The sequence below is a fragment of the Paraburkholderia sediminicola genome (assembly GCF_046030555.1).
In the GTDB taxonomy this organism is placed as follows: domain Bacteria; phylum Pseudomonadota; class Gammaproteobacteria; order Burkholderiales; family Burkholderiaceae; genus Paraburkholderia; species Paraburkholderia sediminicola_E.
On record NZ_JAQQCH010000013.1, the window covers coordinates 80649 to 96357 of the forward strand.

General features: G+C 57.3%; 9 protein-coding genes. 6 read left to right on the forward strand and 3 right to left on the reverse strand.

The window, feature by feature from the left end; translation table 11 throughout:
* The first annotated feature begins 797 nt into the window (after positions 1–797).
* Positions 798–1721: a class I SAM-dependent methyltransferase gene (locus PQQ52_RS19545; protein ID WP_408214606.1), complete on the forward strand. Its 924-nt coding sequence runs from the start codon at positions 798–800 to the stop codon at positions 1719–1721.
* A 1840-nt stretch (positions 1722–3561) separates the two neighbouring features.
* Here PQQ52_RS19545 and PQQ52_RS19550 read toward each other — a convergent pair.
* From PQQ52_RS19550 to PQQ52_RS19560, 3 genes are all read right to left on the reverse strand, one after another.
* Entirely contained in the window at positions 3562–3780 is a 219-nt protein-coding gene (locus tag PQQ52_RS19550; protein ID WP_408214609.1) for a hypothetical protein, read from the reverse strand.
* A 440-nt stretch (positions 3781–4220) separates the two neighbouring features.
* Positions 4221–4769 carry a cytochrome b gene (locus PQQ52_RS19555; protein ID WP_408214612.1) on the reverse strand — a complete coding sequence of 183 codons (549 nt, stop codon included), beginning with the start codon at positions 4767–4769 and terminating at the stop codon, positions 4221–4223.
* Between the two features lie 2291 nt (positions 4770–7060).
* Positions 7061–8770, reverse strand: a complete 1710-nt coding sequence (locus PQQ52_RS19560) for an ArnT family glycosyltransferase (protein WP_408214614.1) — start codon at positions 8768–8770, stop codon at positions 7061–7063.
* Positions 8771–9673: 903 nt separating this feature from the next.
* Between PQQ52_RS19560 and PQQ52_RS19565 the strand changes: the two genes are divergently transcribed.
* From PQQ52_RS19565 to PQQ52_RS19585, 5 genes are all read left to right on the forward strand, one after another.
* Positions 9674–10567, forward strand: coding sequence for a LysR family transcriptional regulator (locus tag PQQ52_RS19565; RefSeq protein WP_408214616.1), 894 nt, complete (start codon positions 9674–9676; stop codon positions 10565–10567).
* 638 nt (positions 10568–11205) lie between these two features.
* Positions 11206–12375 (forward strand): porin, encoded by a 1170-nt coding sequence (locus PQQ52_RS19570; protein WP_408214619.1) that lies wholly within the window; start codon positions 11206–11208, stop codon positions 12373–12375.
* A gap of 410 nt (positions 12376–12785) precedes the next feature.
* Positions 12786–13097, forward strand: a complete 312-nt coding sequence (locus PQQ52_RS19575) for a hypothetical protein (protein WP_408214622.1) — start codon at positions 12786–12788, stop codon at positions 13095–13097.
* Between the two features lie 611 nt (positions 13098–13708).
* Positions 13709–14398: a response regulator transcription factor gene (locus PQQ52_RS19580; protein WP_408214625.1), complete on the forward strand. Its 690-nt coding sequence runs from the start codon at positions 13709–13711 to the stop codon at positions 14396–14398.
* The gene (locus tag PQQ52_RS19585; RefSeq protein WP_408214628.1) at positions 14382–15689 is read left to right on the forward strand and encodes a sensor histidine kinase; all 1308 of its coding nucleotides are present in this window, start codon (positions 14382–14384) and stop codon (positions 15687–15689) included. The genes PQQ52_RS19580 and PQQ52_RS19585 overlap by 17 nt, the downstream gene beginning before the upstream one ends.
* The last annotated feature ends 20 nt before the right edge of the window (positions 15690–15709 follow it).

The following is a 15709-nucleotide window of genomic DNA, read 5'->3' on the forward strand; positions in this document are numbered from 1 at the left end:
CGCGCGTGACATGGAGGTTGATACTGGAGCCGCTGTTGGGGGCGGCCCTTGATTGATAGACGGAACTGACATTTGAATCTCCCGATTAGAGAACGTCTGTACTGCCGTCAATGTATCGGCCTAAAATCTGCGGGCTTTAGAGGTATATTTTTTACGTTCGGCAACCGTATTAAGGTTGTCTTAAGGATAGCGTGAGTTGAGTTTCTTCAGCGCGACGCTTCACCGGCCCGAGAGGCACGATCGCCGACTATTGCCAAAATCGCGTAATGAATGTCGAAGCGTTGTTCAGGGACGAACGCGCCGACTATGGGTCTTTTGGGGTGGGTGGTATTTTTGTTCCAAATCCGCCGTCTCCGTTTCATTTGCAATACCCCCACTGCTCAGGCAGCCTTAGGGTATTGCGTCGACCGGTTGAATCCAAGAAGGATGACGGCCGCAAAAGGTGAGATAACCACCGGGAAAGGAAAAAAACCGCCGCGGTGCGAGGCTGACAAGTCGGCGAGGACTGACGATGTGATCAACTGACATTGGCCCAACACCGCAACCTCTCGTTGCTTTGAACCACCCGTACGACCTCCACAACTTGTTGCGACGTCAAGCTGAGGCGTCATGTGCAATTATTTTCCCTTCGATGCCCGCTCCTTCAGGCTTGCATAAGGTAATTTGTCTAGATTCGGGCGACACGACAGCAAGTTACTTTTGATATCGTCCGAATGCTCCGTTGCGCGTCCCCGCCGTTGGCCGGCGGGTAACACTGCCTTTTACGGAACGTCCGGATTAAAAGGAATCCACTAGCGATGAATCGCAGCGATTGCACGACGGAAACCGATATGTGGTCTGATTGGCTTCTGCATACCCGGTATGCCGGTGATCCAGATCAGGAGCGTAGCCTCCGGACGGACCTTCAACGTTACGCTGATCGCGTTCTCGACGGCGCCAGGCTTGTCTCTGGCATGACGCTGGCGGACATCGGCGCCGGCGATGGTCTGATCGCATTTCGTGCCATTGAACGCGTCGGTCCGTCCCTGCGCGTGCACCTGACGGACATTTCGGCGCCTCTGCTTCGTCATGCCGACGCACTTGCGATTCAACGCGGCGTTCGGGGCCAATGCACTTTCGTCCATGGTTCCGCCGAAGTACTTAAAGGCATTGATGCTGCCTCCGTCGACGCCGTCACGACTCGAGCCGTTCTCGCTTATGTGCCGGACAAGATCGCCGCTATGCGGGAATTCCACCGGATTCTGAGACCGGGTGGCCGTCTTTCTATTGCTGAACCGATTCTGCGTGACGACGCATTCGAGGCGTCTTCTCTGAAGAAAATCGTCGACGCCCTCCCGCAGGAGTCCGGGGACCAGTTCTTCCACCTCTTGCATCGCTGGAAAGCCGCGCAATTCCCCGATACAGACGAAAGGATTGCTGCGAACCCAATCACAAACTTCGGCGAGCGGGATCTGGTTCGTTTCGCGCTCGATGCAGGCTTCACGGAGGTTCACATGGAATTCCATATAGATGTGGGCCCGTCCGGGGTGGCTTCGTGGGAGATACTACTGGGCACTTCGCCCCACCCTTTGGCTCCTACGCTCGGCACCATTCTATCGGAACAGTTCACAGCGGAAGAGCGACTGTTCTTCGAACAGGTTTTCCGCCCACAAGTCGAAGGGCGCCGGTTAGCCACGGCTGATCGAACCGCATACCTCACCGCGACCAAGCCACAGCTCTGATGTTACTGATCGTTTTCAACACTCCCCAATCTTACGATCCTGTGACTCGTCCCTCAGTGCGCGAAGCGGTTATTCTGGCATCGGCTATTCCAATTCCGAGCATCGATCGGAGGCGCCAGTGTTCCAACATCAGTCCAACGGAACTCATGTTTTGCGCACAAACCGCGACCGGCTCGTTTAGTCAAAACATCAGTGCAATCGACTCGCCAAACGTCCAATCTGAATGAACAACGACAATGCTATTTGTGTCGACGTTCCTGCGCGTTGACTTCCGTTTCCACAAAGCAAGCCGGCCGTTCCCATCATCGAGAAATTACGCCTCGTCATCATACAAAAAGATTCCTCATCTAGACGCAACCTGAACGAGATCTCGGATGGACAAAATATGGATTGCAAGTCACCAGAGAGCTGCCGCGCGACAAAGATTGCGATCGTTTCGATCGCTCGTGCCGCTCAAACGACGAATTCGCACTGGAACCATGAAGTGATTGGCAGGAAAACTAGGCTCAAATGACGAAACTTGTCGCACAAAAAATCGGCAGACAATTCAAACGAACGTGTTCGTCCAAAGGCTTCTATAATTTCAGTCCGGCATGCTAGTCATGACAACCGGTCCGGAGAAATGACAAAGCACACTCCTTTATTCGCGCGGACATTGGAAGGCAGAGGGCGATCGTAGCTGTAAGCCTTCGATGCAGTCGCGGTGGTTTGCGGAAAATGCCGAACACGAGCACCCGACCTCGCACGACCAGAAGTCGCGTAACGTACACGACGTATCGGGCAACGCGACGTGACTATGGGAAAACTGACCGACTTTGAATATGGCCACTTCGTTCGTGTCCAAAATCCGGCCGACAAACGGATAAAGCCAGCGGATTTTCCCGAACCCACGTGCGCCGCGATCGAATTATCTTTTGTGAACGTATCTTTCTTCACAAACATCGTTTTCAGAGGCTTTCCATAAGCTCTGAATCTCCGTGAAGAGTACACTCGGTTCCTGCGCGTGTTCGACCAATCCAGCGTCGCTGGTTTACTAGTCAGGAACCCGCAGCGTCTAGACGCGTGCGAACGGAGCCCTTTGAGGCTGATAGCCCTCGATTGTCACGACCGGCGTTCGGCGCCTCAGGCCCACTGCGTCTGATTGGGATTTATTAGAAGTCTCCCCGGAGCAGGTTTGCGGAACACGTCCCATAGACCCGGTCCGCCCCGTGAGAGTGACGAGAATGACCGATCGAGTGTACAGGTCCAGAAACAATTCACGCTTAAGCCATCGACCGCAACGAGGAATGTCTTGGACTCATTTTCCGATCTCCGTGCACTAGTGCGCCTTTTGTGTATAAGTCCGGTCCTGTCCTGCATCGGTGGCTGGTACTTCTTGAGAGGCGATCGCCTCGTTCAGGCACTTCGAAGGATTCGATCGAACTCGAAACTCCGCTTCGACGTGGCGACACCTGATCGCCGCGGCGTAGCCGATCTCCGCTGTCGCTTACAGCGACGCTCAAGGCGAAAATGATGATCGCCCGAGGAGATCTCCTTTCGGCCAAGCGAATACAGCGCTCATGCGAAACGTGCCAGCAGAATATCGATTGACAGTTCGGAGGAGTGAGAACCAGCCGCAATCAGATTGTGCCGCGGGCGCCAGTGGCATATCGCCTCGACAAGTTTGAACGCATCGAAGGTTCGCGTGGCCCGTAATTCGTTGCTAACGCATTTCCTATCTGTGCGGAGCCGCCCGGTTCTTCCCTGCTTACTGTCACATGGCGACATCGAATTGACGGTCCGACGACCAGTGGAAGCATAGCAATGGCTTTCTGACAGGGGCAGAGGGCGCCCCGCTGGGCTACACGAAAGGTTCATAGAGATCAAAGAATCGCCGGTTGCTGAGGCAGTGAATTGAGCCGTCGGATGAAGTGATCACCCAGTCGCCGGGATGCACGTCGGTCCATCCTTCGGGTGTAGCGATCGACCAGACGCTGTTGCGTTGTTCTACGGCTGGGTGATCTCCCGGCGTAAACCACTGTGTGGCTTCAACAAGCCAGTTACGTTTCTGAAATTTCAAATCGCGCCCTCCGATAGTCGCGTGGGACCGCCCCGCAGAGGGAAGCGACGGCGGCGGAAAAAGGAAACGCAAAGAGACCTGGCTCTGACTTGTCCTTTGGTATGGCGCCGCTACCTCAACGAAGACGTGTGCAACGAGGCAGCCGAATAGATGTCGCGATTCAGCATGTCCGCGGATATCGCATCGGCGGCACTAACGAGATCTTCCCGGCCCGCGGAGCGCGCTTTCATGCAACCGTTGGCCAGACATGCTGTGTGCTATTGACGATTATCGGCAGGGACTGTCTGGCCCATCTCCGGAACTGCATATCAAAACGGTTCGCCCAGTCAATCCGGACCCGACGTTTGATGCGGTCGGCGCTGGCGACGACAACCGGTCACCGCAATAGACTGATCTGGGAACTCACCCCGACGCGCTCGCAGGAGCCGCGTCAAACCCAGCTACAACATGCGTCCGAGCAGACTGTCTCTAAATCCGATCTGATGCACAACGACTGCAAAAATGTGCAGACCAATGAAAATCAAAAGAACGATGGCGCTTGTGCTGTGCCATTCCCCGAGGGCGGCTCCCGTTGAATTAGCCGTTGCCAGTTCAGGTAGCCTCCATATGCCCGCGAGTCTGACGACCCAGCCTCGACCGCTTGCATTTAGCCAGCCGAGCAAAGGAACGAGCAGCATCAGCACATACATCGAGCTGTGAACTGCTACAGCGAGGAACCTGAGGACCATACGCGGTTCGTCCGAACCCGGTGCCTTGCGCATTACGACCCATACAAGTCTTACGGAGAAAATCACTAACAGCGCTGACCCGATTCCAACATGCCACGCGACGAGACCCGAGGGAGTCTTGACTGAGTCGGCATCCGGCATCAACCATCCGATGCTGAATTGCGCAACGAGAAGCAGTGCACAAGACCAATGGAACAACCGCGAAGCCACATCATATCGGGCCGGTGTTCGACGGAAACGTATCGTATCTGGAGTGTACATATGTGCCTGGCATAAGGATGATCCGAGGACTGCACACCGTTCCTTGCTCGAAGGGGCGAACTGAAATGTCAAAGCAGGCTGAACGTGGACCGCGGTGGGTCGTAACACTCCGTCATGGCTGACATGCGGCTCAAACCTCCCGGGCTTCCAAAGTGCGAACGACACCAGAACAGTACGCCCATTCGCCTTAAGCGAGCCTTATGGTTCTTCGAAATAACAGAGTTCCCTGGCCACCCGGCCGCATGGGGGCCATGCGCAACACCCGGATGTCGAATAAGGGTCTCCGTGCATGGCTAACAGCACGGCGTTTTGGCCTTTAACTTCGGTAAATCGAACGCGCGCTCTATCGGACTGCCAGGCAGAATTCCATCTCGATGCGAGGCCGCGTCACATGCCGCCCCTTGGGCGCCACGCAGCAGCATCCTTAGTTGGTGACGATGCGACTCGCCCTTGCAATCCACCGGTTGCTGTCGCGGCCGTTCAATGCGAGGCAAGACTGCCGATTTTTGTCGGCCGTCAGTCCAAGTGCGTCCGCTAACTTTCCCTTTGACACGAAGTTTTCCCATGCGGGATGGCGCGAATCTTTCTCGAAGACGGCCTCCTGACCGTCAAAGCACTCGCGCCTTTCCTCGGCAAGAGGCGGCCAATCGCCCGCGGAATGTGCGCCTTTGGTTAAGGCTCGGTTAAGTACCTGAATGCGATACTGTCGAAGTGTGGCGACGTTGTATCAACCCCCGCCACACTTCCCCTCGGGCCGTCAAAACATCGGCGGCTCCTTTTTCCCGCATCACCTTTACCGGTCCACATGCCGCCATCCTGATGCTGAAAGTCGTATGACAGATAGCTTTGCCAGACGGCCTGATTCGCAACAGAAAGATGGCATGGCCCGTAAACTATCGCGGGCGTACTGACGTGTGCCGCGTTGAAACCGCACTGGATCGCGACGCCACTAGCAGTCACCCGCATGACATCAGCGCCAATTAACATCAAACAGTCAACTTCAGGTGTCTGCTAGCGTGAGCCGAAGGTAAGAGCCGGCACACACATTGCGGTAGCAACGCGGAGGCTCGCGAAAACATCTACATTTATCAGTAGTACCTTCTAATGGTTGCACAGTTTTCTGACTGTTTCGTCTCGAACGAGTGCAGCTTTTGATCGAAGCTGCTTGCCCACCGCAACTCTGTTGTCGATCCCATGGTCGTTCGTCAGCACTCATCATTCCAGTACGAATCCTCCTGCAACGGGCACGATCTCGCATCGCGCGGTAAGATCGACACCGCGCACGCCATTGAGATTCCGAATTACCCCATCGCGCTTTCAACACCCTCGTAGTATGCTGCGGGGCCGCTGCGCGATTTCGGGCGACGTCGTAGCGACGATGACGGCCTGTACCGACCCTAGAATTTCAGCAGGGGCTGAAGCTGGCCCGAACGTGCGATCCTCTTTGGACATCATCCACGGCTACGCCTCTGCGTTCAAAGATGACTATGAATTCTAAGTTCGCCGCTATGACCAGGAATTTACCGTGCCTTATCAGCCTGAGCATCCTGTCCTACGGCACGCGCGGACTCGCCCTGCACCCGCACTTTCACCTGACTTACATGGCAATAACGGCGCTCGGCGTCGTTACAGGTACATTCTTCACGACGGGATGGTCGCCCCGCGACTAATTACTGGGCACCCAAACACGCAAGAAAAACGGACGACCTTCGAAGCCTCCCAACACTCGGAGGACCGGACACGCGACAACGCTGTTTTTTTCCAACGCACGCTCGCGGCCAACGCCCGATTCGATGTAGGCCCGTGCCCCCAGTTCATTGGCTATGGACGATGACGCTCCCGTGGCCTTTCGCAGGATTCAATTGCACGAGTATTGTGAACGACTGCGCCAGTGAACATTAAAGCGGCGAGGCTGGAATCCCAGATCGCTGCGGACGCCAATTCTTCGCTCCCGGAATGGCGCATGCGCTCTGCCAGAAGTTGTATCCCGCCGACTGGAGGACGGCTCATAGCGTGCCCCAGGAAGGCCTGCGTCGGCACCTCGAAAAGTTACTGCCACGCATCGGTGCACGGGTTTCATGTTGGCGCGAGGTTCCTAATTGGGTTGCCAGTACTGCCGCACCTGTCGTGCGCCCGATTTCTCACACGCAAAAATGTCGAGCATTAAAGAAGTACGCCTGTCTGCGACACCCGGAGACATCCGCATCGCTACGCGGTTTGTCTGAGGGGCGGTGACGATGCACCTTGTCAGCGGAAACGGTTTCACAGCGACGCTCATTGGGCGGCGGTGGCTATGCCGGACTGGCGTCAGAACTCCGCGCACCTCGCGGTTGAGAACCATGGATCTGCTTTCCTGCACCAGCTTCGGCAATGCGCCGGTAGAGGATGAACTTCTGCTGCCCGTCTCCGGGGCGCGCGCCGCTCCAGAACGGTTGCCAATAAAGTGACGACGGCGCGTGCGCGGACGGCGTCTGCACAATCAGAACGTTGCAGTCCTCAGCCCCTCGAGTCCCTTGCGGAACTGCCTGACGGCGAGCATACCATGCAAACATGGGGGCTTCAGACTCGCCGAAGCCGTCGGAGGCGACGCATCCTTTCGCCGCCAGGTTGGGCGCCAGTGCGACTGCCGCCTGGTCGAATACCTCCCGATAGCTTTTCGCGGCATCAATCCATGGCAACACAAGTGTTGACATAAGACCCCACCCGAGCGTCATTGCAGCGGCCCAACTCCACACCCCGGACCAGCGACCGCTACGCAAGATGGCAGGCTGCGCTAAAAGCCAGCCCAAGGTCAGCGCAACAGCAGCGGCAAGCGCCAACGGCTGCTTCGCCGGTAACTGATATGACAGCGGCAGCCAGCGAGCGAACGGGGATAGCCAGTGATGTTCCGCGACAGGCGCGCGCATGATCCACCATCCCCCCCATCCCAAACCCAGACATGCGATGGCCACCGCGGACGAGACGGCGACCCAAGCCCGCTGCACAAGCGGCGACAGGTGGCACAGAAAGCTGGCCGCCAGCGGCGCGAGCGCGGGCAACAGCGGCAGAAGATAGAGTTCACGCATTGTCGCGGACAGACCGAGTGTCACGAGACCAACGCTGACGACGAGCGCTGCCACGACCATCCGGGGGTCACGCCAGACGGTCACCCGGAACATCGCCAGCAGAGCTAGCGGTCCAATCGGGAACGCGAAAAACAGCAGCGCTTTCACTGGAGTAAAATACGTATTGTCGGACCCGAGTTCTGGCACTGAAAAACCAAGGAAACGTCCGACGTTGTTATCCCAGAACCAGACGATGAAGAGCGAGCTCGACCGCAGCGCAAGCAGCGATGGCCAGATCGTCATTAGCGGCAGCGCGACCGCCACCGCAGCTCCGAGCAGCAGGATATAGCGGCGCGAACGGGAATAAGGCACGAAAACGGGTACGAGAAGCGAGGCGACGCCGAACACGCCTGGCATCAGCAGTCCCTTCGTCATGAACGTCGCGGCAATGCTGATGCCAAACAGAAGGGAGTCACGCCATCTAGGGTTATCGCTCAGCGCGGTATCACCAACGATACGGATCAACGCATAAAGTGCGCACGCGCTTGCAGCCATCAAACCGATATCAGTGAACAGATCGTGCGAATGCTTTACAAGTCCTATCGTCCCGGCCAGTAACAAGACCGCCCCCACCACTTCCCGGGTAAGCCAACCCGGGTTTCCGGCGATCAGCCGGGCCGTCGCCGCAACAGCAGCAAACGCGATTAGCATGGCCAGTAGTGTTGCAAGCCTGGCGCCGTCTGGCGCCGGCAACCATCCGGAGCTTGCCCGCATGAGGGCGGTAGCGAGCCAGTAGAAGAGCGGCGGCTTCTCCATGAAAGGCACGCCCGCGTTGGTCGGGACAACCCAGTCGCCACTCGATGCCATGTGCTCAATGATGCCGAACGTATAGGTTTCGTCCTGCTTCCAGGGCTCGCGCCCGACGATACCAGGAACCAGATAAAGGACCAGCCACATAAGCCCAAGACAGGCGCGTAGGAATACCTGTGTGTGCCTCGCACGCAGATACCTCGAACTCGTTTCGTGAAGGCAAGTGGGCATCCGACCTATCCATCGCAGTCTTCATTAGCATCACGGTCCGCGCTTTACGCAGTCCACCGGACTCCAACCTTGAAGGATGCCCGACTTCTCCTTATGAAGACCTTAAGGCGATCCGACCAGCGTTTCTGACGGTTAACGGTGAGCCGGCACATCTCGTTAGCGACTGCTCGAACGTTAAGGCCTCCTCGCCGGCGATCAAAGGGATCAGTCGCACTAACGCCAGACTGCTTTATATCGAAGCCCTGTTCACTTCCGTGTGAAGCAAGGCCCACGCTGATAAAGCTCTGAACCGGCCCTGTGGCCGATCGCGCCCAGGCGTGCAGTTCTTTCACTCACGCGAGTCCGCGGTCCACGCCATTTTCAGCATGGCGCGTTGCATGCGCCCTCTGCCTCGCGCTCAATGTATAGAGCGAGATCAACGAGGAACCCGACCCCACTCTTATCGCATTGGTGGGTTTTATTGCAACACCCAGGGTTCTCGCTGCTTTGCAGGGCTAACGGCTTCCATACTTATCGAAGTGGTGTGGCGCGAGCGGCTGGCAGGCCGGACCGGGTCACTGTGGTTTTGAGTTCGCCAGGCCGCTTGACCAGCGGTCCCAGCGACGGAGCTGCGAGCGTCGAGCCCGGGAGCCTGGAAGCATCTGCATCACGGTTAAGCAATCGTTAAGCTGCCGTCACGATAATAATCGCCCACCCAACGCTTGCGGCACCGTCCGAGATCGACCGGAGAAGTAAACGTTCGCGACTCGCGCGGTATATGCGATCGATTCATCACATAAGGCCAGCCTTGGCAATAATTCGATTTCTACGGACGCGGCAATGGACCATCTGACTTCGATGCGCACCTTCATGAAGGTGGCGGAGTGCCTTAATTTTGCCGCGGCGGCAAGGCACCTCGACGTTTCGAACGCAGTGGTCACCCGGCAAGTCGCCATGCTCGAATCGCACCTGAACGCAAAGTTGCTAAACAGGACAACGCGCAGCGTGTCGCTTACCACTGCCGGTCAGGCGTATCTGCGAGGATGCGTCGAGTGGCTCAATGAACTGGAGTCGATGGAAAAGGGCATCATATCTGCTGCCGATGAATCCGTCGGTGCCTTGAAAATTGCGTGTGCAGCGTCGTTCGCCGACGGCGACCTGGCGGACGTGCTGACTGAATTTCATCTCGCCGAACCGCAGGTCCGGTTCGATCTCAGCGTCTTTGAATCGATGCAACGCGTTACCCTCGCGGATTTCGATGTCTGCTTCAGCGTCGAAAGCGGACTGCGCGATTCGGCGATGATATGCCGCAGCCTCGCGGTAACTAGGGACGTCATTGTTGCATCACCGGGCTATGTGGAACGATGTGGTATCCCCGAGCGTCCCGACGACCTGACGCAACACAGTATCCTGGTCGCAGGAGAGATACCGGCTCGTTTCTGGGAATTTGACGATGCCCATGGCGTCAACCGCACGTTATTCAAGCCCGTCCTTCGGGCCGGAAGCGTTCTGGCCGTCAAGCGTGCCGCGCTCTCCGGGCTCGGGATCGCGCGCCTGGCTGAGTCGCTGGTTCAGACAGAACTGGAGAACCGGACTCTTGTTCAGCTACTAGGCCAGTTCCCACTGAAGGGAAATGAGCGGGCAATATGGATGCTTTACCCGGCGCATCGCCATATACCCGCAACCTTGAAGACATTCACTGATTTTGTGGTGTCACGCTCGCGTCGTTACTGAGGCTCGAGCATTTTCCCCGCCATCTGCCGGAAAAACGTCCTTGGCAAACGCGGCTGCCCGTTAACTCTTTCGTGCTTTAGCTGCTACAACCATGACGGGCGTCCGGGATGAGGGGGTTGCACGGTTTCATGCGTGGCCCTGTCTGGTACTGTCGTGGTACAGCCCGGAAGGAAGGCGACCAGGGTGGCAATCACCAAAGCTGCCATAACATGTTTCACGATCGACATCCTGCGGTTTGATACCACAATTTTCGCTCCGCGACCTTAAGCGATCCTTAACTAAATGTCGTAATAACCCGCGTCCTTTGGCGCAACCCTTCAGCGCTCACGCTGCGCTCCGATCTTCAGAATTTACATCGCATGCCGCATCCTCACGTCCGGCTTGGGTTCTCAGTCCGGAGCGGTGCCGGCTGCCTCCGACCGGCCCCCGCCTGTTCGCGTATTTGCTCAGCGTACGGTCGTGATCATTTCGCAACGCCCGGGGAAACACTAGGGCGCGAACATAGACGTCGCAGTATCGGCGTGTAAGCATCATCCCCGCTGTATTGATGACAATTCAGTCGCTCGTATTAACGCTTCAACAAACACAAGCTGTCTGAAAAAAGTTGTCTACTCGAACAACATTTCTGGAGATCTTTGATGAAGAAAAGTCTGATTGCGTTGGCTGCGTCAGCCACATTTGCAGTGCCAGTGTTTGCCCAAAGCAGCGTCACGCTGTATGGGGTGGTCGACGAAGGTTTCAACTACACCAACAATGTAGCCGGGAAGCACGACTATGAACTGCAAAGCGGCTACGCTCAGGGAAGCCGCTGGGGACTCAAAGGCGCCGAAGATCTCGGCGGCGGCACGAAGGCGATATTCCAGCTTGAGAATGGTTTTAACCTGAACAACGGCCGCCTGGGTCAAGGTGGCCTGTTGTTCGGGCGCCAGGCATATGTGGGTATCTCGAATGCCACGTTCGGCACGGTTACGCTCGGCCGTCAATATGACTCCGTCGTCGACTACCTTGCGCAGACAACGGCTAACGGGAACTGGGCCGGTTATCTGTTTTCGCACCCGTTCGACAACGACAATACGGATAACTCTTTCCGGGTTAACAACACAGTCAAATACGCGAGTCCGGATTTCGCCGGATTGCAATTTGGCGGCACGTACAGCTTCAGCAACGCCACCGGCTTCGCTAACAATCGACAGTTCAGCCTGGGTGCGCAGTATGCCAATGGCGGTCTGCTGGTCGCGGCGGCATACCTGAATGCTGACAATCCCGGCCAGTCGTCCGGTGGCGCCATTACGTTGACCGATGCGAATTTCGTGGCTGAACGTCTGCGCATTTTCGGTGGTGGCATCAACTACACGTTTGGTCCCGCGACCGTGGGCTTCGTCTACACGAACACTAACGTCAAGAACCCATCCGCGAACGCTGGCTATCTGTCCAGTTCCGAAACGATCCAGCCCATCACGGGTCCGTTGGCGGGCGGGAAGCTCAACACCCTCAAGTATCAGAACTTCGAAGTCAACGGCAAGTATCAGATCACGCCGGCATTCTTCGTCGGTGCGCAATATGTGTACACGCTCGAAAATTACGACGCGACAACGGGCAGCGTAAAACCGAAAATTCATAGCGTTGGACTAATGGCGGACTACAACATTTCGAAACGCACAGATCTTTACGTTCAGGGCGCGTACCAGAAAGTTGCAGGGAGCCAGACGGGGTCATCGCTCGATCAGGCTTACGTACCGGGCGCCGCCGACCTGTCGTCAAATTCGAAGCAACTTGTCGTGCGCGCGGGAATTCGCCATAAGTTCTAAAGCGCGACAGGAAGGCGACGCGCGTGCATCGCCTCACTAGCGTCGCCGGAGGTAAAAATGAGCGCCCGCGCTTTATTATGCGGGCGCTCCTCCCAGTGATCTGCCATCCAAATTCAGGCGCCGGAGTCAATGTTGATCGTCCAGTTCAATGAAACAAACCAGGCATAGCTTGCCGCGTCAGCAAGCCGGTTCGAAGGTGATGTTTCGTGGAATTCGAGGCGCTATCCCTGATCGCGGGGGTCACGAATAACGTCTGAAAGAACGCGGCCCGAAGGGTCGAGACGAATCAATCGGTGAAACCTGTCCAGAATTTTGGGCATCGGTCATCCAGCGATTGACCAAGCTTAGTTCAGCATGTGTTAAGGAGTCGGGTTAGAAAATGAGTTTTAACGCGGATTGCCGCGCTCTTCGTGGGAGAACTCATCATGCGTATATTTTTCAGAATCACATTCGCCGGCGCACTAGCCGCTGCCGCCCTTGGAAACGCCTTTGGCGCATCCACCGTCCCATATGTGACGACCGTTCACCTGCACGATGGAAAGCAGGTCGTGTGTGCGGTCAATGAGCCCCTGCCGATGCAAGCGGCCGACCGGAGCCAGACGCTGACCACGGGAGAGCTTAACGAAGCGCAAATTGATGCAACGGCGAGATTGCGCCGTCATCCGGGCAACAAGAATCACTACCCCTCCGCCTCGACGGCCCCGCACGTCGCCTGCTCCTAGCCAGTCGCATGGGATTTCCGGGCCGGTCTCCAGGCAGCAGGCCGAGCTCAATGTTATAGCGGCACCCACGTGGCTTCCGAATCACGATGTCCTTGAAGCATCGAGAAAGTGAGTGTCTATGCACCAGGGTCACCATTGGACTGTCTCGATCTCATGGGCTATGCACCTGATGCACTGAACGCGCTCATCCGGATTGGGCGCGCCGTACGCAAGCGCAATATTCGTCGATCGGTCGGGAGCGGCCGAGACTTCGCAGTAGGTAACTCAAGCCCGAGTAAGCGCTGGTGAGTCAAACGCTCACCCGCTAGCCGCGATAACCCGTCATGTTGTCCAATCCATAGAGTCGTTCGGCGAGAGGACCTGGGGAGAACCATTGCGGGGCGACGATGCAGTCGTCCCGGTTCGCCGCCTGTTCGTCATTCGCTTGCAAACCGACGCGGCGTGCGTCTTGAGTCGTCCGCGCCGGTTATGGTAGAAAACGATGTAAGGCCATCGCGAGTGACGTGTGCGCGGGACCGGACGGCTACGAAAAACGCGGGGCACCAAAGATGCGAGTGCATGGCGGTTTACCCTTCAGTCGCTCCATGTAAATCTTCCCGGAGGAGTGCAGAATGAGAATCCTGATCATTGAAGACGATGCAGCGATTGCCGCCAATCTGTACGATTTTCTGGAGAACGCCGGCTATGAGCCCGACCTCGCACGGGACGGAGCGCTGGGACTTCACCTCGCTCTAACACAGCGGTGGGACGCAATTCTGCTCGACCTGTCGCTACCGGCGGTGGACGGCCTGACGATCTGCCGAAAGCTTCGTGTGGAGGCACTTCTCGATACGCCGATCCTGATGCTGACCGCAAGGGATACGCTGGATGACAAGCTCCATGGCTTTGAGCAAGGCGCGGACGACTATCTCGTCAAACCGTTTTCACTCAAGGAAGTGGCCGCACGCCTCGGCGCACTGATCAAGCGCTATAAAGGCCATGTGACACAGGCGATTCTGTGTCGCGCTGACATCCGGTTCGACCCAACGACGCTCGCCGTGGAGCGCGCCGGCCGGCCAATCAGGTTGCCGCCGAAGTGTCTGCATCTGTTGCGCCTCCTGATGCAGGCGCCGAATCGCGTATTCGGTCGCGCGGAACTCGAAACCGAAGTCTGGGGCGAGCAGCTGCCCGACAGCGATACCCTACGCGCGCACATCTATACGCTGCGCCGCGCGCTGACCTCTAGCGGCGAGGACGATCTCATCGAAACGGTCCATGGTCTCGGTTATCGGCTTGTGGTGAGCGATGCTACGGCGCCCTAGCCTACGCTTCAAGGTCGCGCTGGTTTTTTCGGCGCTGACGATCGTGTTGCTCGTGGCCCAGGCTCTTGGTGTGAAGGCGCTCGCCGAAGCACAGGAGGAGCGGCTCATCACCGCGCTGATTGCCGACGACATGGCAAGCGTCTTGAAGAGCTGGCGGTCAGACCCAACGCTTGTGCCGCCTCTGGATCCTCAGATCGACGGTCATGTTTCGACAGGCGGCCGCGTAAGCGTGTCGCTACCCGCTTCGGTAAAAGATCTGCCCAATGGCACCCACGAAATTATCGTGAAAGGTCGTGAAATCCATGTGGCGATTGCGCCGTTCGGCCATGCCCGCGTCTATAGGATTTACGACTTCAGCGCGTACGAACAGCGGTTCAGGCAGGTGATTGACGCACTGATGTTCGGCACTGGAGTGTTTGCACTTCTGGCATTCTGGCTCGCGTTTGCGCTGTCCGGCCTGCTGGTTCGGCAAGTCGCTGGCCTCGCCCATCAGGTAAAGGCGCTAAGGCTTGGGGCATCGAGCGCGCTCGATGCCGGCAGGTACGATGAAGAGGAAGTCGTGGAACTGGTCGACGCGTTCAATGACTATCACGGGCGGATGGCACAGATGATTGAACGGGAGAAAGAGTTCACCGGCAACGTCAGTCACGAATTGCGCACACCACTCACGGCGATCAAAACCAGTTGCGAACTTCTCGACCATGATGCGTTGATTAACGCGAAGTCAAGAGCACGCCTGCGACAGATAGAGCGCGCGGCTGACACCATGATAGACCTGGTCAACGCGCTGCTTCTGCTTGCACGTGAAGAGTCGCCGGCCGACATCGGCCCGGTGCGTCTCGTCAGCGCCATTGAGGACGCGCTTGACCGCATTGCGGACACGCTGCAAGCCAAGGGCCTCCAGACCCGGATCGAGGTCAATCGCGGCCTGCAGGTCGAAGCAAACCGATCCGCGCTGGCGCTCGTGCTATCGAATCTGGTCGACAACGCGGTCCGTTACACCGACAACGGTCACGTCAGCTTCGCCTACGCCAACGGCTGGCTGCGGATCGAAGATACCGGCCGCGGTATCCCGCCGGATGCACTACCACACGTGTTTGAGCGGTTCTACCAAGCGGGCGCAGCACATGCTGCGGCGCCGGGGTTTGGCATTGGCCTGTCGATCGTCAGGAAGATTTGCGACCGCTACGGCTGGTCTATCAAGCTTGACAGCGAGCCAGCCAAAGGCACCTGTGTATCGCTCCGGTTGCCGCCCGCGAACCCGATTTTTGCCGGCTTCACGAAAAGTTGAAGTTTCTTGACGAAAACTTC